21 protein-coding genes are annotated in these 20,072 nt (G+C 70.5%); 6 read left to right on the top strand and 15 right to left on the bottom strand.

Features of this window, described 5'->3' with window-relative positions; translation table 11 throughout:
* Positions 1 to 15 precede the first annotated feature (15 nt).
* Positions 16 to 615: a helix-turn-helix transcriptional regulator gene (locus BLT43_RS00960; protein ID WP_090110194.1), complete on the bottom strand. Its 600-nt coding sequence runs from the start codon at positions 613 to 615 to the stop codon at positions 16 to 18.
* Positions 616 to 827: 212 nt separating this feature from the next.
* Between BLT43_RS00960 and BLT43_RS19050 the strand changes: the two genes are divergently transcribed.
* The 3 genes from BLT43_RS19050 (at position 828) to BLT43_RS00945 (ending at position 3,367) form a co-directional block, all read left to right on the top strand.
* Positions 828 to 1,229: an autoinducer binding domain-containing protein gene (locus tag BLT43_RS19050; RefSeq protein ID WP_165612511.1), complete on the top strand. Its 402-nt coding sequence runs from the start codon at positions 828 to 830 to the stop codon at positions 1,227 to 1,229.
* A 64-nt stretch (positions 1,230 to 1,293) separates the two neighbouring features.
* Positions 1,294 to 2,364: a FliG C-terminal domain-containing protein gene (locus BLT43_RS00950; protein ID WP_090109297.1), complete on the top strand. Its 1,071-nt coding sequence runs from the start codon at positions 1,294 to 1,296 to the stop codon at positions 2,362 to 2,364.
* A gap of 55 nt (positions 2,365 to 2,419) precedes the next feature.
* A complete protein-coding gene (locus BLT43_RS00945) occupies positions 2,420 to 3,367 on the top strand; it encodes a lysophospholipid acyltransferase family protein (RefSeq protein WP_242652172.1) in 948 nt (315 codons plus the stop codon).
* Here BLT43_RS00945 and BLT43_RS00940 read toward each other — a convergent pair.
* Complete coding sequence (locus BLT43_RS00940) at positions 3,364 to 4,002, bottom strand: DUF1223 domain-containing protein (RefSeq protein WP_242652171.1); 639 nt, start codon at positions 4,000 to 4,002, stop codon at positions 3,364 to 3,366. The two genes, BLT43_RS00945 and BLT43_RS00940, sit on opposite strands and share 4 nt — an antisense overlap.
* A gap of 301 nt (positions 4,003 to 4,303) precedes the next feature.
* On the opposite strand from BLT43_RS00940, the gene acnA reads away from it, so the two are divergent.
* Positions 4,304 to 7,081: an aconitate hydratase AcnA gene (gene acnA, locus BLT43_RS00935; protein ID WP_090109296.1), complete on the top strand. Its 2,778-nt coding sequence runs from the start codon at positions 4,304 to 4,306 to the stop codon at positions 7,079 to 7,081.
* Between the two features lie 102 nt (positions 7,082 to 7,183).
* Here acnA and BLT43_RS00930 read toward each other — a convergent pair whose 3' ends face one another.
* From BLT43_RS00930 to yajC, 10 genes are read right to left on the bottom strand one after another with little or no spacing between them, the layout of a single operon-like run.
* A complete protein-coding gene (locus BLT43_RS00930) occupies positions 7,184 to 8,032 on the bottom strand; it encodes a c-type cytochrome (protein WP_090109295.1) in 849 nt (282 codons plus the stop codon).
* Positions 8,033 to 8,076: 44 nt separating this feature from the next.
* Positions 8,077 to 8,613 carry a DsbE family thiol:disulfide interchange protein gene (locus BLT43_RS00925; RefSeq protein WP_090109293.1) on the bottom strand — a complete coding sequence of 179 codons (537 nt, stop codon included), beginning with the start codon at positions 8,611 to 8,613 and terminating at the stop codon, positions 8,077 to 8,079.
* On the bottom strand, positions 8,606 to 8,749 hold the full coding sequence (gene ccmD / locus BLT43_RS00920; RefSeq protein ID WP_090110188.1) for a heme exporter protein CcmD: 144 nt from the start codon (positions 8,747 to 8,749) through the stop codon (positions 8,606 to 8,608). The genes BLT43_RS00925 and ccmD overlap by 8 nt, the downstream gene beginning before the upstream one ends.
* The gene (gene ccmC, locus BLT43_RS00915; protein ID WP_090109291.1) at positions 8,749 to 9,492 is read right to left on the bottom strand and encodes a heme ABC transporter permease CcmC; all 744 of its coding nucleotides are present in this window, start codon (positions 9,490 to 9,492) and stop codon (positions 8,749 to 8,751) included. Before ccmC ends, ccmD begins: the two co-directional genes overlap by 1 nt.
* 47 nt (positions 9,493 to 9,539) lie before the next feature.
* The gene (ccmB, locus tag BLT43_RS00910) at positions 9,540 to 10,196 is read right to left on the bottom strand and encodes a heme exporter protein CcmB (RefSeq protein ID WP_090109289.1); all 657 of its coding nucleotides are present in this window, start codon (positions 10,194 to 10,196) and stop codon (positions 9,540 to 9,542) included.
* Positions 10,193 to 10,813: a heme ABC exporter ATP-binding protein CcmA gene (gene ccmA, locus BLT43_RS00905; protein ID WP_090109287.1), complete on the bottom strand. Its 621-nt coding sequence runs from the start codon at positions 10,811 to 10,813 to the stop codon at positions 10,193 to 10,195. The genes ccmB and ccmA overlap by 4 nt, the downstream gene beginning before the upstream one ends.
* Entirely contained in the window at positions 10,810 to 11,163 is a 354-nt protein-coding gene (locus tag BLT43_RS00900) for an Mth938-like domain-containing protein (RefSeq protein WP_090109285.1), read from the bottom strand. The genes ccmA and BLT43_RS00900 overlap by 4 nt, the downstream gene beginning before the upstream one ends.
* Positions 11,164 to 11,179: 16 nt before the next feature.
* On the bottom strand, positions 11,180 to 12,148 hold the full coding sequence (gene secF, locus BLT43_RS00895; RefSeq protein WP_090109283.1) for a protein translocase subunit SecF: 969 nt from the start codon (positions 12,146 to 12,148) through the stop codon (positions 11,180 to 11,182).
* Position 12,149: 1 nt separating this feature from the next.
* Positions 12,150 to 13,811, bottom strand: a complete 1,662-nt coding sequence (gene secD / locus BLT43_RS00890) for a protein translocase subunit SecD (RefSeq protein ID WP_090109282.1) — start codon at positions 13,809 to 13,811, stop codon at positions 12,150 to 12,152.
* Positions 13,812 to 13,848: 37 nt separating this feature from the next.
* The gene (gene yajC / locus BLT43_RS00885) at positions 13,849 to 14,130 is read right to left on the bottom strand and encodes a preprotein translocase subunit YajC (protein ID WP_090109281.1); all 282 of its coding nucleotides are present in this window, start codon (positions 14,128 to 14,130) and stop codon (positions 13,849 to 13,851) included.
* Positions 14,131 to 14,330: 200 nt separating this feature from the next.
* Here yajC and serS point away from each other — a divergent pair, with 200 nt between their 5' ends.
* Together serS and BLT43_RS00875 are read left to right on the top strand one after the other, a co-directional pair.
* Complete coding sequence (gene serS / locus BLT43_RS00880) at positions 14,331 to 15,626, top strand: serine--tRNA ligase (protein ID WP_090109280.1); 1,296 nt, start codon at positions 14,331 to 14,333, stop codon at positions 15,624 to 15,626.
* Positions 15,627 to 15,692: 66 nt separating this feature from the next.
* Entirely contained in the window at positions 15,693 to 16,406 is a 714-nt protein-coding gene (locus tag BLT43_RS00875; protein WP_090109279.1) for a hypothetical protein, read from the top strand.
* A gap of 52 nt (positions 16,407 to 16,458) precedes the next feature.
* Here BLT43_RS00875 and der read toward each other — a convergent pair whose 3' ends face one another.
* The 3 genes from der to BLT43_RS00860 are packed head-to-tail and all read right to left on the bottom strand — an operon-like array spanning position 16,459 to position 20,005.
* On the bottom strand, positions 16,459 to 17,910 hold the full coding sequence (der, locus tag BLT43_RS00870) for a ribosome biogenesis GTPase Der (RefSeq protein ID WP_090109278.1): 1,452 nt from the start codon (positions 17,908 to 17,910) through the stop codon (positions 16,459 to 16,461).
* A gap of 48 nt (positions 17,911 to 17,958) precedes the next feature.
* The gene (locus BLT43_RS00865) at positions 17,959 to 19,263 is read right to left on the bottom strand and encodes a PQQ-like beta-propeller repeat protein (RefSeq protein WP_090109277.1); all 1,305 of its coding nucleotides are present in this window, start codon (positions 19,261 to 19,263) and stop codon (positions 17,959 to 17,961) included.
* A gap of 58 nt (positions 19,264 to 19,321) precedes the next feature.
* Positions 19,322 to 20,005: a hypothetical protein gene (locus BLT43_RS00860; RefSeq protein WP_090109276.1), complete on the bottom strand. Its 684-nt coding sequence runs from the start codon at positions 20,003 to 20,005 to the stop codon at positions 19,322 to 19,324.
* Positions 20,006 to 20,072 lie beyond the last annotated feature (67 nt).

The raw sequence follows: 20,072 nt of genomic DNA, 5'->3' as shown, positions 1-20,072 counted from the left end.
CCGTCGCCATCCCGCTCAGATCAGGCCGTAGCTCGAGGCCAGCGTCGCCGCCTGCGTCGCCGTGCTGGCGCCGAGCTTCATCCGGGCGTTCTTCAGCCGCTGCTTGATCGCGCCTTCGGTGACGCCGAGTTCATGCGCGATCTGCTTCAGCCGGTAGCCGTCCTTGACCCGGCGCAGCACCTCGATCTCGGCGGCGGTCAGGTTGGCGGGCGGGGCGCTCGCGGCATGGAGCGCGTCGAGCAGCCGGTGCAGCATCGCCAGCTCGGCCTCGTTGTAGTCCCGGTCGGCGCGGGCGAAGAGCCCGTAGGACCTCAGGCCGCTGGACGGCTCGCTCACCGAGGCCACGGCGCCGTAGGTCAGCCCCGCCTCCTTCGCGCGCGACAGGATGCCTTGCGGATCGTGGAGGTCGCTCCAGCGCGCGACGCCGACATTGGCATAGGCCCAGCGGATCGCGGGATCGTCCAGAACCATCGCGTCGCGCATGTAGAGCTCGCGCCAGTGCAACGGCAGGTGATTGATCTCTTCGAGCGGAAATGCGAAGCCGATGCGCAGCGCGACGTAATAGCCGACCGGAGCCAGCCGCGCGAGCGCGTCGGTTTCGGGCCGGGCGTTCATCGCATGTCCCCACGTCGGGGCGTGATATAGCTGGACGTACCGGTCATCGCACCTTACGTACTCGGAACCCTTCCTGGACCTGCAACATTCACGGGGCGTGCCGGCGAACATGGAGAAATCCGCATATGGGCCAGCCATCTGACACCATTATCGGTCAGTCACTTGCGCATCTCAAGCAGATTGCTCCGGCAGGCTTCGCTCTCGGGCTTCACATGGGCTTCGGCGGGCCGCGTCTGGCGCTGAACGGCTTTCCGGAAAGCTGGGTCCAGGGCTATGCGCAGGAGGGCCTGCGCATGCGCGACACCGCGCTGCGCTGGTGCTTCGTCAACGAGGGCATCGTGCGGTGGGAAGATCTTCCCGAGACCGGGCCCGACAGCGTGCAGGCGCGGGCCGCGGCGCATGGGCTCACGCATGGCTTCAGCTGCGCCCTGGTCGACGGGCTGCGCTCGATCGGCGGCTTCGCCCGGGCCGACCGGCCCTTCACCCCCGAGGAGAACGAGGCCGCCGTCGCCGAGATGCGGGCGCTGCACGCCGTGACCGCCGAGATGCCGACGCTGCCCGAGCCGCTCTGCGCGCGGATCCGCAAGATGGGGATCGCGGTCCGACAGGGCTGAGCCGCAACCCCATCTTTACCCCGTTCGGGTCAGACTGCACCGAGCAGACCGACCGGAGCACCCGATGTCATCCACCTCCCTGTCCGACCCGGCCCGGCCCCGCCCGGCCGCCCCGCCCGCACTCGACCCGCGCCGCAAGGCGGCGATGGTGGTGCAGCTGGTCCTGTCCGAGGGGCGGCATCTCGACCTTGCCGCCCTGCCCGAGGAGGCGCAGGCCCGCCTCGCACGCGAACTCGGCGCGCTGCGGCTGGTGGACCGGACGACGCTGGAGCAGGTGGCGGCCGAGTTCGCCGACCGGCTCGAGGGGCTGGGGCTGCGCGGCGGCGGCGGGCTCGCGGGCGCGCTCGACGCGTTGCAGGGCCGCATCAGCCCGGCCACGGCCGACCGCCTGCGCGACGAGCGCGACGGCCCGGCCGCCATCGACCCCTGGCAGCGGCTCGCCGCCCTCGAGGGCAGCGACCTGCTGCCGGTCATGCAGGGCGAAAGCGCCGAGATCGCCGCCGTTCTCCTGTCGAAGCTGCCGGTCGCCAAGGCCGCGGAGCTGCTCGGGCTGCTGCCCGGAGATCGGGCGCGGCGCATCGCCGGCGCGGTGTCGCGCATCTCCAACATGCGCCCCGACACCGTCGGCCGGATCGGCGCGGCGCTGGCGGCCGAGCATTGCCAGCCCCGCGCGGACGCCTTCGGCGCCCCCGCCCCTGACCGGCTCGGCGCGATCCTGAACTCCAGCCGCGACGAGACGCGCGAGGCGCTTCTGGAGGGCCTGGAAACGGAGGACCCGGCCTTCGCCGGCGAGGTGCGGCGCACGATCTTCACCTTCGCCGACATCCCCGACCGCGTGCCCGCGACCGACGTGCCGAAGATCCTGCGCGGCCTCGACCTGCCCGTTCTGATCGCCGCCCTCGCCGCGGGCGAGGCCACAGGCGACCGGACCGCGCGCGCCACCGCGCATCTTCTGGAGAACATGTCCCGGCGCATGGCGGAGGGCCTGCGCGAGGAGATGGCCGAGCGCGCGGCCCCCGCCCGGGCCGAGGGCGAAGCCGCGATGATCGCCGTCGTCGAGGTGATCCGCGCCGCCGAGGCGGCGGGCGAGATCACGCTCCTGCCGGTCGAGATCGGGGCGGAACAGGCCGCCTGACCGGCGCGGGCGTCTTGGCAAGGCGGGCCGGGGCGCCTATGGCGGGGCGGCGCGGATGAAGGGGCCGATCATGCCGGGGCGGATGCAACAGGACCGGAACACGGGGCGTCAGGGCGCCGGACGCGAGCCGGGGCGCGGCGTCGGCGACTGGCTGTCCGACCGCGTGCTGCGCGGCGCCATCGCCACGGCGATGGCCCTGCCCTATCCGCGGCGTCTGGCGCTGATGGGCGGGCTGACCTCGGGCCTGATCGGCCCTCTTGCCGGCTACCGCCGCCGGGCCGAGCGCAACCTCGCCCTGATCTGGCCCGAGATGCCCGCGCCGCGGCGCGCCGCGCTGGCGGCCGCCTGCTGCGACAATCTCGGCCGGACGCTGATCGAAAACTACTCGGGGGCCGAGTTCGCCCGCCGCCTGCCCGATGCGCCGGCCGAGACGACCGGCCTCGAGGCGATCGAACGGGCGCGCGCCGAACGCCGGCCCGTGGTCTTCGTGACCGGCCATTTCGGCAATCACGAGGCGCCGCGCCGAGTGCTGACCGCGATGGGCTACGAGATCGGCGGGCTCTACCGCGCCATGTCGAACCGCTTCGTCAACGACCATTACGCCGCGACGATGGAGGGCGTCTCGGGCCCGGTCTTCGCCAAGGGACGGCGCGGCCTGACCGGCTTCCTGCGCCACCTCAAGGCCGGCGGCATGGCGACGCTGCTGTTCGACCTGCATGACCGCGACGGTGTCGAGATCGACTTTCTCGGCCGCCCAGCGCTGACCGCGCTCACCGCGGCCGAGCTGGCGCTGCGCCACGACGCGCTGCTCGTGCCCTATTTCGGGATACGCCGCCCCGACGGCATCGGCATCGACGTCGCGGTCGAAGCGCCGATCCCGCATTCGGAGCCGCTGGCGATGATGCAGGAGGCGACGCGCCGGCTCGAGCAGCGGATCGCGGCCGATCCGGGCCAATGGTTCTGGGTGCACAACCGCTGGAAGGCCGATCGCCGCAAGCGCTAGGGCAGCCGCGCCGCCGCCAGGATCTCGCCGCCCGCCTCGCCCTGCAGGATCACCACGCCCGGTGCCTCGCCCTCGACGGTGAAGTCGAGCTTGAGCGCGGCCTCACCGTCCCAGTGGCCCAGCACCTCCCAGGAGGTCACGATGTTGGCGTAGTCCAGCGTGTGGCCGGCATTCTCGCCCCGCGCGATGGCCACCGAGGCGCCGGGGTTGTAGCGCACGAGCTGCACCAGCATCGGCCCCGGCTCGCTCGCCGTGGCCCGCAGCTGCATCGACCCGGCCACCGCCTCGAGGTCGAGATCCACCACCGGCGGCATCTCGAGCCGCTGCATCACCGCCTCCATCACCTCCATGGGCTTGGCCCCGACGATCCGCGCCTCGCCGCCGACCACGAATTGCGGCGTGTAGACCATGCGCTCGCCCGCGGCGGCGGCATAGGTTTTCTGGCGCTTGGTGAAGACCGGCTGCGCGAAGCTGTCCTCCCAACCGATGTAATCCCAGTAGTCGACATGCAGCCCGAGCGGGATGACGTCCTCGTGGCGGGTCAGTTCGCGCAGCAGCTCGTCGGCGGGCGGGCAGCTCGAACAGCCCTGTGAGGTGAACAGCTCGACCACCACCGGCGACTCGGCGGCGGCCATGCCGCCCGTCACGCTCGCCCAAAGGCCCAGGGCCGCCATCCATCCGCGCATTTCGTTCCGCTCCGTTGCCTGCAGCCACCCCGGTCTACGCCGCCAGACCCCCGATGGCCAATCAAGCCCTTGCGATAGAACGCGATCCGTACGCGAGCGGACGTGAAATCACGGCCGCCCGGCCCGGTCGCGCCGGCCACTGGACAACAGTGTGCGATGGTATACATAGGCGGCGCCGGCCTTGATTTGTCCCGTGCCGCTGGGGCAGAACCGGGCCAGACCCACAGCTCGCAGCCAGAAGGGACACCCCATGCCGATCCAAGTTGGCCAGGACAGCGCCAAGACCCGCCGGAAGATCACGGTGGGCGCCCAGAGCCTGTCGTACTACTCCATCCCGGCCGCCACCGAGGCCGGCCTCGGCGATTTCGGCCGCCTGCCGGCCTCGCTCAAGGTCGTGCTCGAGAACCTGCTGCGTTTCGAGGATGACGGCTTCTCGGTCTCGACCGACGACATCAAGGCCTTCGCCGAATGGGGCGCGAACGGCGGCAAGAACCCCCGCGAGATCGCCTATCGCCCGGCCCGCGTTCTGATGCAGGACTTCACCGGCGTGCCGGCGGTGGTCGACCTCGCCGCGATGCGCGACGGCATCAAGTCGCTGGGCGGCGACGCGCAGAAGATCAACCCGCTGAACCCGGTCGACCTCGTGATCGACCACTCGGTGATGATCGACGAGTTCGGCAACCCGCGCGCGTTCCAGATGAACGTCGACCGCGAATACGAGCGCAACATCGAGCGCTACCAGTTCCTGAAATGGGGCCAGAGCGCGTTCCAGAACTTCCGCGTCGTGCCGCCGGGCACCGGCATCTGCCACCAGGTGAACCTTGAATACCTCGCGCAGGTGGTCTGGACCGACACCGACCAGAACGGTGAGGAAGTGGCCTATCCCGACACGCTGGTCGGCACCGACAGCCACACCACCATGGTCAACGGCGCCAGCGTGCTGGGCTGGGGCGTCGGCGGCATCGAGGCCGAGGCGGCGATGCTCGGCCAGCCGATCTCGATGCTGATCCCCGAGGTCGTGGGCTTCAAGCTGACCGGCAAGATGGTCGAGGGCACCACCGCGACCGACCTCGTGCTGCGCGTCGTGCAGATGCTTCGCGAGAAGGGCGTCGTCGGCAAGTTCGTCGAGTTCTACGGTGACGGCCTCGACAACGTGCCGCTGGCCGACCGCGCCACGATCGGCAACATGGCCCCCGAATACGGCGCCACCTGCGGCTTCTTCCCGATCGACGCCGAGACGCTGCGCTACATGGAGCAGACCGGCCGCGACAAGGACCGCATCGCGCTGGTCGAGGAATACGCCAAGGCGCAGGGCATCTGGCGCGAGCCGGGCTACGAGCCGGTCTACACCGATACGCTCGAGCTCGACATGGGCACCGTCGTGCCGGCGATCTCCGGCCCCAAGCGCCCGCAGGACCACATCGCGCTCGACGCGGCCGCCAAGGCCTTCGGCGAGTACGTGAAGGGCCAGCGCAAGGGCGAGGACACCTCGGCCAACTCCGAGATCCGCTGGGAAGGCGAAGGCGGCCAGCCCGAGCCGAAGACCATCCCCGGCGACGAGGGCCATCACAAGCGCGGCTTCGTGGAGACCGAGGACGGCCACTACCAGCTGCATGACGGCTCGATCGTGATCGCCTCGATCACGTCCTGCACCAACACCTCGAACCCCTATGTGATGATCGGCGCCGGCCTCGTCGCCCGCAAGGCGCGCGAGCTGGGCCTCGACCGCAAGCCGTGGGTCAAGACCTCGCTGGCGCCGGGCTCGCAGGTGGTCTCCGCCTATCTCGAGGCCGCCGGGCTGCAGGACGATCTCGACGCGATCGGCTTCAACCTCGTGGGCTACGGCTGCACCACCTGCATCGGCAACTCGGGCCCGCTCGAGGCCGAGATCTCGAAGGCGATCAACGACAACGACCTGATCGCGACCTCGGTGCTCTCGGGCAACCGCAACTTCGAGGGCCGGATCAGCCCGGACGTGCGCGCCAACTACCTCGCCTCGCCGCCGCTCGTCGTGGCCTACGCGCTGGTGGGCGACATGAATGTCGACATCACTCGCGACCCGCTCGGCCAGGACAAGAACGGCAACGACGTCTACCTCAAGGACATCTGGCCGTCGCAGGCCGAGATCGCGGCGCTGGTCGAGAAGACCGTCACCCGCGAGGCGTTCCAGGAGAAGTACGCCGACGTCTTCAAGGGCGACGAGAAGTGGCAGTCGGTCGAGACCACCGAGGGCGAGACCTATGACTGGCCCGCGACCTCGACCTACGTGCAGAACCCGCCCTACTTCCAGGACATGTCCCAGGAGCCGGGCGAGATCCACGACATCGAGGATGCCCGCGTGCTGGCGATCCTCGGCGACATGGTGACCACCGACCACATCTCGCCCGCCGGTTCGTTCAAGGACACCACCCCGGCTGGCAAGTACCTGGTCGAGCGTCAGGTGCCGGTACGGGAGTTCAACTCGTACGGTAGCCGCCGCGGCAACCACGAAGTCATGATGCGCGGCACCTTCGCCAACATCCGCATCCGCAACGAGATGCTCGATGGCGTCGAGGGCGGCTACACCAAGGGCCCGGACGGCAGCCAGATGGCGATCTACGACGCCGCCATGGCCTGGCAGGAGCAGGGCAAGCCGCTCGTCATCTTCGGCGGCGAGCAGTACGGCGCCGGCTCCTCGCGCGACTGGGCCGCGAAAGGCACCGCGCTGCTGGGCGTCAAGGCGGTGATCGCCGAGAACTTCGAGCGCATCCACCGCTCGAACCTGGTCGGCATGGGCGTCATCCCGTTCGAGTTCACCGGCGGCGACACCCGCAAGTCGCTGGGCCTGACCGGCGAGGAGAGCGTGTCGATCAAGGGCCTGTCGGACGTGAAGCCGCTGCAGGAGGTGACCGCGCAGATCACCATGGGCGACGGCTCCACCAAGGAGGTCACGCTGCGCTGCCGGATCGATACGGCGGTGGAGATCGACTACATCAAGAACGGCGGCGTGCTGCACTACGTGCTGCGCAACCTCGCCAAGGCCGCCTGATCCGTCAGGCGTTCTGACGAACCGGAAACCGCCCCGGCCGATGGCCGGGGCGGTTTTCTTTCGCCCGCCCGAACAAACGGAACGAATGCCCGGTTTTCGTTCCTATCCTTCCGTCCCGCCCGTCGGCAGCGCCGGCAGGCTGCGCAGATAGGCGATGACCGCGTCGAGATCGTCTTCGGTCATTTTCGCGTAGCTGGCATAGGGCATCGGCAGCGACATCCGCTCGCCGTCGGGGCGCACGCCTTGCGTGATCATCGCCTTCAGATCGGCGTCGGAATATTTGGCGATCCCCTCCTCGCCCGAGGTGATGTTGGGCGAGACGACCGTGCCCCAGGGCCCATGGAACTCGAAGCCCCCGGCGCCGGTCTGGGTGTCGCTCATCGGGCCCTGCGGCCCCATCGGCGAGTGGCACTCGATGCAATGCGCGACGGGCCCCGCGAGATAGGCGCCGTATTCCACCGTGGCGGCGCGCTCGGGCGCGGAGACGGTCTCCACCGGCGGGCCGTAGCTCGGCGGCAGCGGGATGTCGTAGCGGCTCTCGCCCGGGTCGTTCTCGACCGCGGGGACCTGCCGCAGATACATCACCATGCTCTGCAGGTCATCGTCCGACAGCCCGCGATAGAGCACGATCGGCATAGGTGGTCCGATCACCGAGCCGTCGGGCCGCAGGCCTTCGCGGATCGACCGGCCAAGCTCGTCGTCGCTCCAGTCGGCCACCCGTGCGGCGGGGGTGATGTTGGGGGCGATGGCGGTGTAGACCGGCGTTTCCTCGACCAGGCGGCCGCCTAGATGCATGTCGGGGACCGGCCCCTCGGGCCCCATCGGGCTGTGGCAGTTGCCGCAGGCGGCGGGGCCTTCCACCAGATATTCGCCGCGTTCCAGCGACGGCTCGGCCCCGGCGGCCGTGGCGACGGCGATCAGGGCGACACTCGTTAACGAACTGACTTTCATGAAAACCTCCCATGACGGCGGGAGGGTATCACGCAATCGAGAGCTTACCTAGCGGCAGCCTCTTCGAGCGCCGGGCGCAGCCGGTTCTCGATCGCCCGCTGGGTCACGGGGCCGGCCATGCGCGCGATGATGGTGCCCTCGCCGTCGACCACGAAGGTCTCCGGCACGCCGTAGACGCCCCAGTCGCGCGCCACGGGGCCGTCATCGGTGCCGATCGCGGTGTAGAAGTCGCCCAGCTCGTCGAGGAAGGCCACCGCCTTGGCGGGGTCGTCCTTGTAGTTGACGCCGTAGACCGGCAGCCCCTCCTCCGCGAGCAGCGCGAGGTTCGGATGCTCGACCCGGCAGGGCGCGCACCAGCTGGCCCAGAAGTTCACGAGCTTGACCTCGCCATCGGCCAGCACCGAGGCGTCGAAGGCGTCGCGCCCCTGCAGCGTGCCGGTCTCGGTGGCGGGCGCGGCGCGGCCGATCAGCGCAGAGGGCAGCTCGTCGGGATCGTCGCGCATCATGCCGAAGGCGAAGAGACCCGCCAGACCGGCGAAGATCGCCGGCGGCAGGATCATCAGCGGCGAGATCCTAGCCATTGTCGCGCTCCGTCTTCTCCAGCTCGGCGCGGACCTGACGGTCGCGCCGGAGGCTCCACCACACCAGCCCGCCCAGAAGCGCGAGGCTCGCGCCCCAGGCCGAGATCACCTCGGCGGCGTATCTGCCCAGATCCATCATGCAGGCACCGTCTCGGCCCGGCGGGCACGGGCGCGCAGCGCGCGGATGCGGCGCAGGCGGATCTCGGTGCCGGTGCGCAACAGCACCAGCGCCACGAAGAGCAGCACGAAGCCCGCCATGCAGACCAGTAGCGGCACCCAGAACACGTCGGCCACGTTCTCCTGCTTGTCGAGCGACAGCGACGCGCCCTGGTGCAGGCCCTGGTTCCAGAAGTTCACGGCATAACGCGACATCAGCGCGAAGACCGAGCCGACGAGGCAGAGCACGGAGGTCAGATCGGCCGCCTGGTCCGGATCGGGGATCGCGGTCCAGAGCGCGATGTAGCCGAGGTAGAACAGGAACAGGATCAGGAAGGAGGTCAGTCGCGGGTCCCAGGCCCACCACGTGCCCCACATCGGCTGGCCCCAGATCGCCCCGGTCACGAGCGCGATCAGCGTCATCACCATGCCGACGGGCGCGGCGGCGCGGGCCGCCAGCGCGCTGACATGGTGACGGCGGATCAGCCAGATCAGCGAGGCCACCAGCATCATCAGCCAGGCGTTGATCGCCATCAGCGCCGAGGGGACGTGCAGGTAGATGATCTTCACGCTCGAGCCGAAACGCTCGGCCTCGGGGGTGAAGAAGAAGCCCCAGACGAGGCCAACCGCCAGCACGGCGGCGGACAGCCACATCAGCCACGGCACCCATGGGCCGGTGGTGTCGAGGAACTTCCTCGGGTTGGCGTAGGACCAGATCGACATGGAAATTTCCTATATCGTGGCGGGGGCCGGCTCAATCCCCGCGCGCCTCACCGCAGCGTGACACGCAGCGCCGCGGCCGCGGCAAATGGCAGCAGCGCGGCGCAGCCGAGACCGATGCCGCCGAGCAGCAGGAGCGGCGTCGCGACCGACAGGCCGTCCGCGCCGCGCCGCGCCGCCTCGGCCCCGAAGATCAGCACCGGCACGTAGAGCGGCAGCACGATCAGCGACAGGAGCAGCCCGCCGCGCCGCAGCCCGACGGTCAGCGCCGCGCCGAAGGTGCCGATCAGCGAAAGCGCCGGCGTGCCGATGGCGAGCGAGACGAGAAGCCACAGCATCCCCGGCCCGGAGAGGTGCAGCAGCACGCCGAGGATCGGCGCGGCCACGACCAACGGCAGCCCGGTGGTCAGCCAGTGCGCCAGCGCCTTGGCCAGCGCCAGCCCCTCGAGCGGCAGCGGCGCGGTGGCCAGAAGCGGCAGAGAGCCGTCCTCGTGGTCGAGCGCGAAGATCCGGTCGAGCGACAGCAGCGCCGCGAGAAGGGCCGCGACCCACAGGATGCCCGGCGCGATGCGCGACAGGATCTCGGTCTCGGGGCCGACGCCGAAGGGCACCAGCACCACCACGATCAGGAAGAAGGCGAGCCCCAGCCCGAAGCCGCCGCCCGCCCGCACCGCGAGCCGCAGATCGCGGCCGAGCACCGCCCTCACAGGAAGGCCTCGTCCGAGCCGCCGCGCGCCTCGGGGGCGGCGCGGTGCGGGGTGAGGTCGATTTCCGGCAGCTCGAGGCCGAGATCGATATGCGTGGCGAGCACCGCGATGCCGCCCTGCGCAAGATGGCGGTCGCGGATGAAGGCCGCGAAGCGCCGGACCGAGGCCGCGTCGAGCGAGACGGTGGGTTCGTCCAGAAGCAGCACCTCACGCCCGATCACCGCCAGCCGGGCGAGGCCGAGCCTGCGGCCCTGCCCGGCCGAGAGCGTGCCGGCCGGGCGGTCGCGCAGATCGGCGAGGTCGAACCAGTCATAGACCGCCTCTGGCAGCTCGGCGCGGTAGAGGTCGGCCCAGAAGCCCAACGTCTCGGCCACGGTGAGCGCGGGCTTGATGCCGTCGGCGTGGCTGGCATAGCCCGCCCGTTCGCCCGCGCCTTCGACGCGGCCCGAGAGTGGCGGCTGCAGCCCGGCGATGGCGCGCAGGAGCGTGGTCTTGCCGATGCCGTTGGGGCCGCGCAGCACGAGGCCCCGGCCCGGCGCGACGCGGAAGCTCACGCCCTCGAGCACCGGCACGCCGCCGCGTGCGACGGCGAGATCCTCGACGAGGAGGTCGCTCAGACCGGCAGCAGCGCGACGCCGACGCGCCGTCCTTCCGACAAGAGCACGTTGTAGGTGCGGCAGGCGGCGGGGGTGGCCATGGTCTCGACCCCGAGACCGGCCTCCTCCAGCCGCTCGCGGAACGCCTTCGGCGCATGTGCGATCTCGGCGCCGGTGCCGACGAAGAGCACGTCGATGCGGTCGGCGATGGCGAGGATCGAGTCGATGTCCTCGAAGCCGCCCCAGCTTTTCAGGCCGGTCGGGTTCAGCGTCACCGCGCCCTCGACCAGCTCGCCGCCGATCCGGAAGAAGCCCGGACCGTAGCCGTCGATCGGTTTCGAATCGTCGTAGTCGATCTCGACCAGCCGCATGTCGTCCTCCTGCCCGTCAGGCGTCGATGTCGGCGAACTGCGTGCCCGCCTTCGGGTCCTTCTTGTCCCAGTCGCGCTTCACGCCGAGCATGAGCACGATGTTCTTGGCGACGTAGATCGACGAGTAGGTGCCGATGATGATGCCCCAGAAGATCGCGAAGACGAAGCCGCGAATCACGTCGCCGCCCAGCACCAGCAGCGCCAGCAGCGCCAGCAGCGTGGTGCCCGAGGTCATCACGGTCCGGCTCAGCGTCTCGTTGGCCGAGAGGTTGAGCAGGTCGCGCAGCGGCATGGTCTTGTACTTGCGCAGGTTCTCGCGGGCGCGGTCGAACACCACGACGGTGTCGTTGATCGAGTATCCGACGATGGTCAGCAGCGCCGCGATGATGGCGAGGTCGAACTTGATCTGCAGCACCGCGAAGAGGCCGATCGTCACCACCACGTCATGCACCAGCGCCGCGATGGCGCCGATCGCGAACTGCCATTCGAAGCGCAGCCAGATGTAGAACAGGATCGCCGCGAGCGAGCCGAGCACGGCATAGACCGCCGACTGGATCAGCTCGCCCGAGACCTTGGGCCCGACGCTTTCGACCGAGGGGAAGGTGATGCTCGGATCGACCTCGCTCAGCGCGCCCTGCACCGCCGAGATGGTCTCGGCGGTGACGCTCTCGGCGCCCTCCTGGGCCTGGATACGGACCGAGGCGACGTTGCGGTCGTCGCCGAAGGAGGGGTCGAACACCTCGGTGATCACCACGTCGCCCAGCCCCAGCGGCGCGATCGCCTCGCGGTAGGCGCCGACATCGACGGGCTGCTCGGCCTCGGTGCGGATCGTGGTGCCGCCCTGGAAGTCGATCCCGAAGTTCAGCCCCAGCGCGAAGAAGGCCGCGATGCTCAGCACCATGGCGACGATGGAGGCGCCGAAGGTGATCCGCGCCGCGCGGAAGAAGTCGATCTTGGTGTTTTCGGGTACGATGCGCAGCCGCATGTCAGACCTCGATGGTTTTGGGACGGCGGCGCTCGAACCACATCACGATCAGCAGCCGCGTCACGAAGATCGCGGTGAAGACCGAGGTGAGGATGCCGAGGCCGAGAGTGACCGCGAAGCCGCGGACCGGGCCGGAGCCCACCATGAACAGGATCGCCGCGGTGATCAGCGTGGTGACGTTGCCGTCGAGAATCGCCGAGAGCGCCTTCTCGTAGCCCAGATCGATCGCCCGGGCCGGCCCGCGCGCGGTCTTCAGCTCCTCGCGGATGCGCTCGTAGACCAGCACGTTGGCGTCCACCGCCATGCCGACGGTGAGCACGATGCCGGCGATGCCGGGCAGGGTCAGCGTCGCGCCGAGCATCGAGAGCGCGGCGAAGATCAGCACCATGTTGAAGGTGAGGGCCACCGTCGCGAAGACGCCGAAGATGCCGTAGGAGGCGATCATCAGCGCGATCACGAGGCCCGCGCCGACCATGGCGGCGAGCTTGCCGGCCTCGATGCTGTCGGCGCCGAGCTCGGGGCCGATGGTCCGTTCCTCGAGGAAGGTCAGGCCCGCCGGCAGCGCGCCGGCGCGCAGGAGCACCGCGAGCTGGGTCGATTCCTCGACCGTGAAGTTGCCGGTGATGATGCCCGAACCGCCGGGGATGTGGCTCTGGATGACCGGGGCGGAGATCACCTCCTGGTCGAGCACGATGGCGAAGGGCGAGCCGATGTTCTCGGCGGTGTAGTCACCGAAGGCCCGTGCGCCCGAGGGGTTGAAGCGGAAGTTCACCGCCGGGCGACCGTTCTGGTCGAAGGCGGGCTGCGCGTCGACCAGCTCCTCGCCGGTCACCACGGGCGCGCGCTCGAGGATGTAGTAGACGCCCTGCTCGTCGAGCGAGGGCAGGATCTCGTTGTTCGGGCCCGGCGCCTCCTCGGCGTCGCCGGTGCGCGACACCACGGGCTGGAATGTCAGCTGCGCGGTGGTGCCGATGATGTCCTTGACCTCCTCGGCCGAGCCGACGCCCGGCACCTCGATCAGGATGCGGTCCTCGCCCTGGCGCTGGATGGTGGGCTCGCGGGTGCCGACCTCGTCGATCCGGCGGCGCACGATCTCGAGCGCCTGGCGCACGGTGCGGTCGTCGGTGGCGAGACGCTCGGCCTCGCTCAGCGTGACGACCAGCTCCGCGCCCTGGGCGCGCACGTCGATGTCGGTCGCGCCGGCGCCGGTCAGCGAGGTGACGGGCCGCGCGAGGCCGCGCGCCAGCTCCAGCGCCCGGTCGATCTGGTCGGCGTTGGAGATCCGCACCCGCAGCTCGGACGGATCGCCCTCCTCGCGGGTGACGAAGCCCAGCGTGTCGCGCTCGGCGGCCAGCGTGTCGCGCAGTTCGGGCCAGAGACCGTCCATGCGCGCGGCATAGACCTCCTCGACCTGCACCTCGGCCAGAAGATGGGCGCCGCCGCGCAGGTCGAGGCCGAGATTGACCAGCCCGGAGGGCAGCCATTCGGGCCAGAGCGCGGCCTGCGCCTCGATCTCGGCATCGCTGCGGCCGCTCTCGATCAGGGCGCGGGCGTCGTTCGCGGTCTCGACCCGCTCGTAGAACAGGTTCGGCGCGGCGAAGACCAGCCCGGCGAGGCAGACCAGCCAGATCATCACCCGGCGCCAGGTGGGAATGTGCATCATCGTCGTCGTCCTCGGGCCCCGCGGGCCGAACGGGAAATCAGGCCTTGGCCGGCTCGGTCTTGCTGGTCACGGCGGAGATGGTCGAACGGACCACGCGGACCACCACGCCCTGGGCGATCTCGACCTCGACCTCGTTGTCGTCGCGCACCTTGACGACCTTGCCGATCACGCCGCCCTGGGTGACGACCTGGTCGCCCCGGCGCAGCCCGGCCACCATGGCCTGATGCTCCTTGAGCTTCTTCTGCTGCGGGCGGATCAGGAAGAACCACATGATCGCGAAGATCAGGATCAGCGGGATGAAAGATTCGAGGCCTTGCATGAGGGTCCTTTGCATCGTGTCGAGGCGCCATGCGCGGCGCCCCTGGAAAAGTCGCGGCACCCTACTGCCGGGTCCGGTGATTGTCCACCGCGCCGCCCCGCCCCGATCCCGGCTGCTTTGCCGGTTCACAAGTGCGGCGATTGTGGTGCATATGGGCGCGGCCCCCGGGCCGTGAAACCCCTTTCGAGACGGACGAGACAATGCACGACATCCGCGCCATCCGCGACAACCCCGACGCCTTCGACGCCGCCCTGGCCCGCCGCGGGATGTCCTCGGTGTCGTCGCAGATCCTCGCCCTCGACGACGCGCGCCGCGCCAAGATCCACGCCGCCGAGACCGCCAAGGCCCAGCAGAACCGCGCCTCGAAGGAAGTCGGCGCGGCGAAGGGCCGCGGCGACGAGGCCGAGTTCGAGCGGCTGCGCGCGCTTGTGGCCGACAAGAAGGCCGAGATCGCCCGCCTGAACGACGAGGCGCAGGCCGAGGACCGGGCGCTGCACCAGCTGCTGCTGAGCATCCCCAACCTGCCCCATGACGACGTGCCGGCAGGCGAGGACGAGGACGACAATGTCGAGCTGCGGCGCAACGGCACGCCGCGCCGGTTCAACTACACGCCGAAGGAGCATTACGACCTGCCGGCGGTGAAGAACGGCATGGATTTCGAGGCCGCGGCCAAGCTTTCGGGCGCGCGCTTCGTGGTGCTGTCGGGCGCGGTCGCGCGGGTGCACCGGGCGTTGGCGCAGTTCATGCTCGACACCCATGTCGAGGAGCACGGGCTGACCGAGACCATGACTCCGGTGCTGGTCCGCGACGAGGCGATGATCGGCACCGGCCAGCTGCCGAAATTCGGCGAGGACAGCTACCAGACCACCACCGGCTGGTGGCTGATCCCCACCGCCGAGGTGACGCTGACCAACCTCGTGGCCGACTGCATCGTCGAGCAGTCCTACCTGCCGCGCCGTTACGTCGCCGACACCCAGTGCTTCCGCTCGGAGGCCGGCAGCGCCGGGCGCGACACCGCCGGCATGCTGCGTCAGCACCAGTTCGAGAAGGTCGAGATGGTCTCGGTCGTGCATCCCGACGAGTCGGAGGCCGAGCACCAGCGCATGACCCGCTGCGCCGAGGCGATCCTCGAGAAGCTGGAACTGCCCTACCGCACCATGCTGCTCTGCGCGGGCGACATGGGCGCGGGCGCGCGGCGCACGCACGACCTCGAGGTCTGGCTGCCCGGGCAGGACCGCTACCGCGAGATCAGCTCGGTCTCGACCTGCGGCGACTACCAGGCGCGGCGGATGAACGCCCGTTTCCGCCCCGAGGGCGGCGGCAAGCCCGAGTTCCTGCACACGCTGAACGGCTCCGGCCTCGCCGTGGGCCGGACGCTGATCGCAGTGCTGGAGAACGGCCAGGAAGAGGACGGCTCGGTGACGCTGCCCGAGGTGCTGCACCCCTATCTCGGCGGCCGCACCCGCATCTCGGCCGAGGGCGAGCTGGTCCGCTGAGCCCGCCGATGACGATTTTCCGCGCCGCCCGGTGAACCGCCGGGCGGCGCGGCGCGTAGTGGCGGCATGACACGTCTTCTCGCCTGGGCCGTTCTCGCCCTCTCGGTGGCCTTCGCGCTCGCGCCGCTGGTCACCTCGCCCTTCACCGGCTTCACCGCCGACCAACTGCCGCTGCCGCAGATCGACCCGCCGGTGCAGCCCGCGGGCTGGGCCTTCTCGATCTGGGGGCTGATCTATCTGTGGCTGATCGCCTCGGCGGGCTACGGCGCCTGGAAACGGGCCGACGCGCCCGACTGGCACCGCGCGCGCTGGCCGCTGCTGCTGGCGCTCGGCGTCGGCGTGCCGTGGCTCTCCATCGCCAATGCCAGCGCGGTCTGGGCGACGATCACCATCTTCGTGATGGCGGCCGGCGCGATCGGCGCGTTCCTCCTCGCGCCCGGGCGCGACGTCTGGTGGTTCCGGGTGCCGGTGGGCATCTTCGCGGGCTGGCTGTCGGCGGCGAGCTTCGTGAGCCTCGGCTCCACCGCGGCGGGCTACGGCCTCGTCATGAACCAGACGGGCTGGGCGGTGGTCTGCGTGCTCATGGCGACGCTGCTGGCGCTTCTGGTGCAGTCGCGCCGCCCGCGCGCGGCCTCCTACGGGCTGACCGTGGGCTGGGCGCTGTTCGCCATCTTCGTGGCCAACGGCGTCGCGCTGCCGGGCCTCGTGGCGCTGGTCAGCCTCGCGGCGGTGCTGGGCGCCCTTGTCCTGGCCCGGATCATGGCCGGCGGCAGGGCCTGAGACTTCGCCGGATCATCAAATGAAAAGAGCGCCTTGCGGCGCTCTCTTCGTCTTACTTGTCGAGGTGCTTGCGCAGCCGCGACGGCTGGGCCTTCTTGCGGTTCTTGTAGGGGTTCTTCTGCCCCTGATCGCGCAAGTACAGCCGGATCGGCGTGCCCGGCATGTCAAAGTCGAGCCGCAAGCCGTTGATAAGATACCGCTTGTAGCTGTCGGGCACCTCGTCGGGATGCGAGGTCATCACCACGAAGCTCGGCGGCCGGGTCTTGATCTGGGTGGCGTAGCGCATCTTGATCCGCCGCCCGCCCGGGGCCGGCGGCGGGTGCTGCTCCAGCATGCCCGCGAGCCAGCGGTTGAGCTGCGCGGTCGAGGCGCGGCGGTTCCAGGTCTCGTGCGCCTTGAGGATCGCGTCATGCAGCCGGTCGAGGCCACGGCCGGTGCGCGCGCTCACCGTGACCAGCGGCGCGCCCTTGAGCTGCGGCAAGAGCCGCTCGAAGCTTTCCTTCAGCTCCTTGAGCTTGTCCTGCTTCTCGTCCTCGAGATCCCACTTGTTGACCGCGACGACCACCGCCCGGCCCTCGCGCTCCGCGAGGTCGGCGATGCGCAGATCCTGCTGCTCGAACGGGATCTCCACGTCGAGCAGGACCACCACCACCTCGGCGAACTTCACCGCGCGCAGGCCGTCGGAGACGGAGAGCTTCTCCAGCTTCTCCTGCACCCGGGCCTTCTTGCGCATGCCCGCCGTGTCGAAGATCCGGAAGGGCGTGTCCTTCCACTCGATGTTGAGCGAGATCGCGTCTCGGGTGATACCGGCCTCGGGGCCGGTCAGCAGCCGCTCCTCGCCGAGGATCTTGTTGATCAGCGTCGACTTGCCGGCATTGGGCCGTCCGACCACCGCCACCTGCAGCGGCCGCTCAGGCGTCGGCGCCCAGGGCGCGTCCTCGTCGGCCTCGCCGTCCTCGTCGACATCGATCTCGGTTTCCGGCGCGCTTTCCTCGGCCTGGGCCTCGAACTCGGTCGCCAGCGGCTCGAGCAGGGCCATCAGCTCGCCCATGCCCTCTCCATGCTCGGCCGAAAGCCGCAGCGGCTCGCCCAGGCCCAGCGCGTAGGCCTCAAGCAGACCGCTCTCGCCGGCGCGGCCCTCGGCCTTGTTGGCCGCGAGGATCACGTGGCGCGCCTTGCGGCGCAGGATGTCGGCGAAGATCTCGTCGGCCGGCAGCACGCCGGCGCGCGCATCGACCATGAAGAGGCAAACATCGGCCATCTCGACCGCGCGCTCGGTCAGGCGGCGCATCCGGCCCTGCAGGCTTTCGTCCGTGGCGACCTCGAGCCCGGCCGTGTCGACCACGGTGAAGCGCAACGGGCCCAGCCGGGCCGGCCCCTCGCGCAGGTCGCGGGTCACGCCGGGCTGGTCGTCGACCAGCGCCAGCTTGCGGCCGACAAGCCTGTTGAACAGCGTGGATTTGCCGACATTGGGCCGGCCGACGAGGGCGAGGGTGAAGCTCATCTCAAGGTCTTTCGCGTCTTGAAGACGGCCCCATACACCGGATGGGCGTCAACGGAAAGCGGCAAGCGTACCGGCTTCGGTCGCGACGTAGAGCACGCCGCCGGCCACGACGGGGTTGGTGGCGGCCCCGGCCGGCAACGGCTGCTCGGCCATCAGCTGCCCCGAGACCGGGTCGAACTGCCGCAGCATCCCGTCCGAGGAGGCGGTGATCAGCCGGCCACCGGCCAATACCGGGCCGTAATGGGCGAAGAGCCGGTCGCGCCGCAGGAAGCCGCCCTCTGCGCCCTTGGGCAGATCGGTGCGCCAGATCGGCCGGCCGGTCGCGGCCTCGAGCCGGACGAGCTGGCCGAGATCGTTGACCAGGAACAGGGAATCGCCGGCCGGCACCACCGGGCTAAGCGCGCCGTCGGCCGCGGTCCAGATCGTCTCGCCGGTGAAGGCGTCGAAGGCCGCGAGCCGCCCCGTGGCGTTGCCCGCATAGACCCGGCCGCTCTCGATCACCGGATCGCCCGAGAGGCCGCCCGCGGCCTGGGCCGCCGCCGCGCCCGGGCGCTTGCCGGCCACCACGGAGGACCAGCGGCGCAGGCCGCCATCGGGGAAGACGCCCAGCACCTCGCCCGAGGCGAAAGGCAGAACCGCGAGGTCGCCCGCCACCGCCGGTCCGGCGCCGGCGTCGAACACGGCTGCGGCCTCGTTGCCGGTGGTCTCCCACAGGATCCGGCCGGTCTTGGCATCGAGCGCGACGGCGCGGCTGTCGCGCGCCACGGCATAGACCTTGCCGCGCGCCACGGTGGGCGCGGCGCTGCCGGGGGCCTGAAGATCCTGGGTCCAGACCTCGTCGCCGGTGGCGGCGTCGAGCGCGGTGATCTCGCCGAAGCCGGTCGAGACGTAGAGCCGCGCGCCATCGGTGGCGAGACCGCCGCCGGAGGCATCCTCGGCGCGCTCGGCCAAGGGCGTGAGATCGCGCCGCCATAGCGGGCGCCCCTCGGCGGTGAAGGCGGTGACGCCGGCGCGGGCGTCGAGCGTGTAGACCCGGCCGTTGACGACCACCGGGTCGGCGGTGATCCGGGCCGAGCGGCTTTCGCCCTTCCCGATCGGCACCTCGAACAGCGGCGCGATCTGGCCGGCCAGCGCCGGATGCGCGATGTCGTGATCGGATTCGCCGCCGCGATGGGTCCAGTCGGCGTTCAGCACCGGCTGGGCGAGGGCAAGCGGCCGGTCGCGATCCGCCGCGGGCAGCGCCGCGCCGGGCATCGCCACGCCGATGCGATCGCCGGGCAGCCGGACATCGGGTTCACCGCATGCCGCCAGGAGGGCGACCGCCCCCAATCCGATCAGAGCGCTGCTCCGCATCCCTGCCCCTCTTGCCTCGTTTCGTGTCCTGCGCCGCCTCGCGGCGGCGCCCGGCCGGTCACTGTCCGGCAATGGCGGCGGCGTCGGGGGCCACGGCGGCCTCCGGCGTTTCGCCGAGCGCCACCATCAGGCTTGCCGCGCGATCGCGCAAGCCCGCCGTGGTCTCCGCCGCCTCCAGCAGCGCGCGAAGCTGCTCGAGCGCCGCCTCGGTGTCGCCCTGCGACAGGTGGACCAGCGCGATCTGTTCGCGCGCGAGCGGCGCATAGGCCGCGCCCGGCGCCGAAAGCGCCTCGAGCGCCATCAGCTTTTCCTCGGGCGCGCGGTCGGAATCGATCATCAGCGCCTTGAGCGCGGCGAGGTCGCGGTAGAGCTCGGGCACCTCGCCATCGCCGGCGATCGCGTCGAGCGTGCCGATGGCGGCCTGCGTCTCGCCCGCGGCCTGCTGTTCGGCGGCCAGCGCCAGGCGGGTCACAAGATCCGCCTCGCCCTCGCCCGCGATCTCGGCCAGCGCGGCGGCGCGGGCTTCGGGCGCGGAGGTCGAAAGCGCGGCCAGAATCGCGTCGCCGCGCGCCTGCGCGGCCGCTTCGGCCTGCGACTCCCGCCACTCCCAGGCGGCGGCGCCGCCGACGATCAGCACCACGGCGGTCAGGGGAATCCAGCCGTAGCGGCGCATCAGCCGGAACAGGCGCTCGCGCCGGACCTCTTCGCTGACCTCATCGATGAAGCTGTCGGGATTGCTCACGCCCTCGTCTCCCCTCCGGGTTGCGCCGCGGCGCCTTCAGTGGTCCGGCTCTCATATCGCGATAAGC

The organism is Limimaricola pyoseonensis (assembly GCF_900102015.1).
GTDB lineage: Bacteria > Pseudomonadota > Alphaproteobacteria > Rhodobacterales > Rhodobacteraceae > Limimaricola > Limimaricola pyoseonensis.
Note: the sequence above shows the minus strand (reverse complement) of the source record. Positions and strands in the feature narration are given on the sequence as shown.

Bases quoted from the DNA above. Each gene is read 5' to 3' on its own strand.
- BLT43_RS00960 (WP_090110194.1), bottom strand. From the start codon at position 615: ATGAACGCCCGGCCCGAAACCGACGCGCTCGCGCGGCTGGCTCCGGTC.
- BLT43_RS19050 (WP_165612511.1), top strand. From the start codon at position 828: ATGGGCTTCGGCGGGCCGCGTCTGGCGCTGAACGGCTTTCCGGAAAGC.
- BLT43_RS00950 (WP_090109297.1), top strand. From the start codon at position 1,294: ATGTCATCCACCTCCCTGTCCGACCCGGCCCGGCCCCGCCCGGCCGCC.
- BLT43_RS00945 (WP_242652172.1), top strand. From the start codon at position 2,420: ATGAAGGGGCCGATCATGCCGGGGCGGATGCAACAGGACCGGAACACG.
- BLT43_RS00940 (WP_242652171.1), bottom strand. From the start codon at position 4,002: ATGGCCGCCGCCGAGTCGCCGGTGGTGGTCGAGCTGTTCACCTCACAG.
- acnA (WP_090109296.1), top strand. From the start codon at position 4,304: ATGCCGATCCAAGTTGGCCAGGACAGCGCCAAGACCCGCCGGAAGATC.
- BLT43_RS00930 (WP_090109295.1), bottom strand. From the start codon at position 8,032: ATGAAAGTCAGTTCGTTAACGAGTGTCGCCCTGATCGCCGTCGCCACG.
- BLT43_RS00925 (WP_090109293.1), bottom strand. From the start codon at position 8,613: ATGGCTAGGATCTCGCCGCTGATGATCCTGCCGCCGGCGATCTTCGCC.
- ccmD (WP_090110188.1), bottom strand. From the start codon at position 8,749: ATGGATCTGGGCAGATACGCCGCCGAGGTGATCTCGGCCTGGGGCGCG.
- ccmC (WP_090109291.1), bottom strand. From the start codon at position 9,492: ATGTCGATCTGGTCCTACGCCAACCCGAGGAAGTTCCTCGACACCACC.
- BLT43_RS00900 (WP_090109285.1), bottom strand. From the start codon at position 11,163: ATGCGGCTGGTCGAGATCGACTACGACGATTCGAAACCGATCGACGGC.
- secF (WP_090109283.1), bottom strand. From the start codon at position 12,148: ATGCGGCTGCGCATCGTACCCGAAAACACCAAGATCGACTTCTTCCGC.
- secD (WP_090109282.1), bottom strand. From the start codon at position 13,811: ATGATGCACATTCCCACCTGGCGCCGGGTGATGATCTGGCTGGTCTGC.
- yajC (WP_090109281.1), bottom strand. From the start codon at position 14,130: ATGCAAGGCCTCGAATCTTTCATCCCGCTGATCCTGATCTTCGCGATC.
- serS (WP_090109280.1), top strand. From the start codon at position 14,331: ATGCACGACATCCGCGCCATCCGCGACAACCCCGACGCCTTCGACGCC.
- BLT43_RS00875 (WP_090109279.1), top strand. From the start codon at position 15,693: ATGACACGTCTTCTCGCCTGGGCCGTTCTCGCCCTCTCGGTGGCCTTC.
- der (WP_090109278.1), bottom strand. From the start codon at position 17,910: ATGAGCTTCACCCTCGCCCTCGTCGGCCGGCCCAATGTCGGCAAATCC.
- BLT43_RS00865 (WP_090109277.1), bottom strand. From the start codon at position 19,263: ATGCGGAGCAGCGCTCTGATCGGATTGGGGGCGGTCGCCCTCCTGGCG.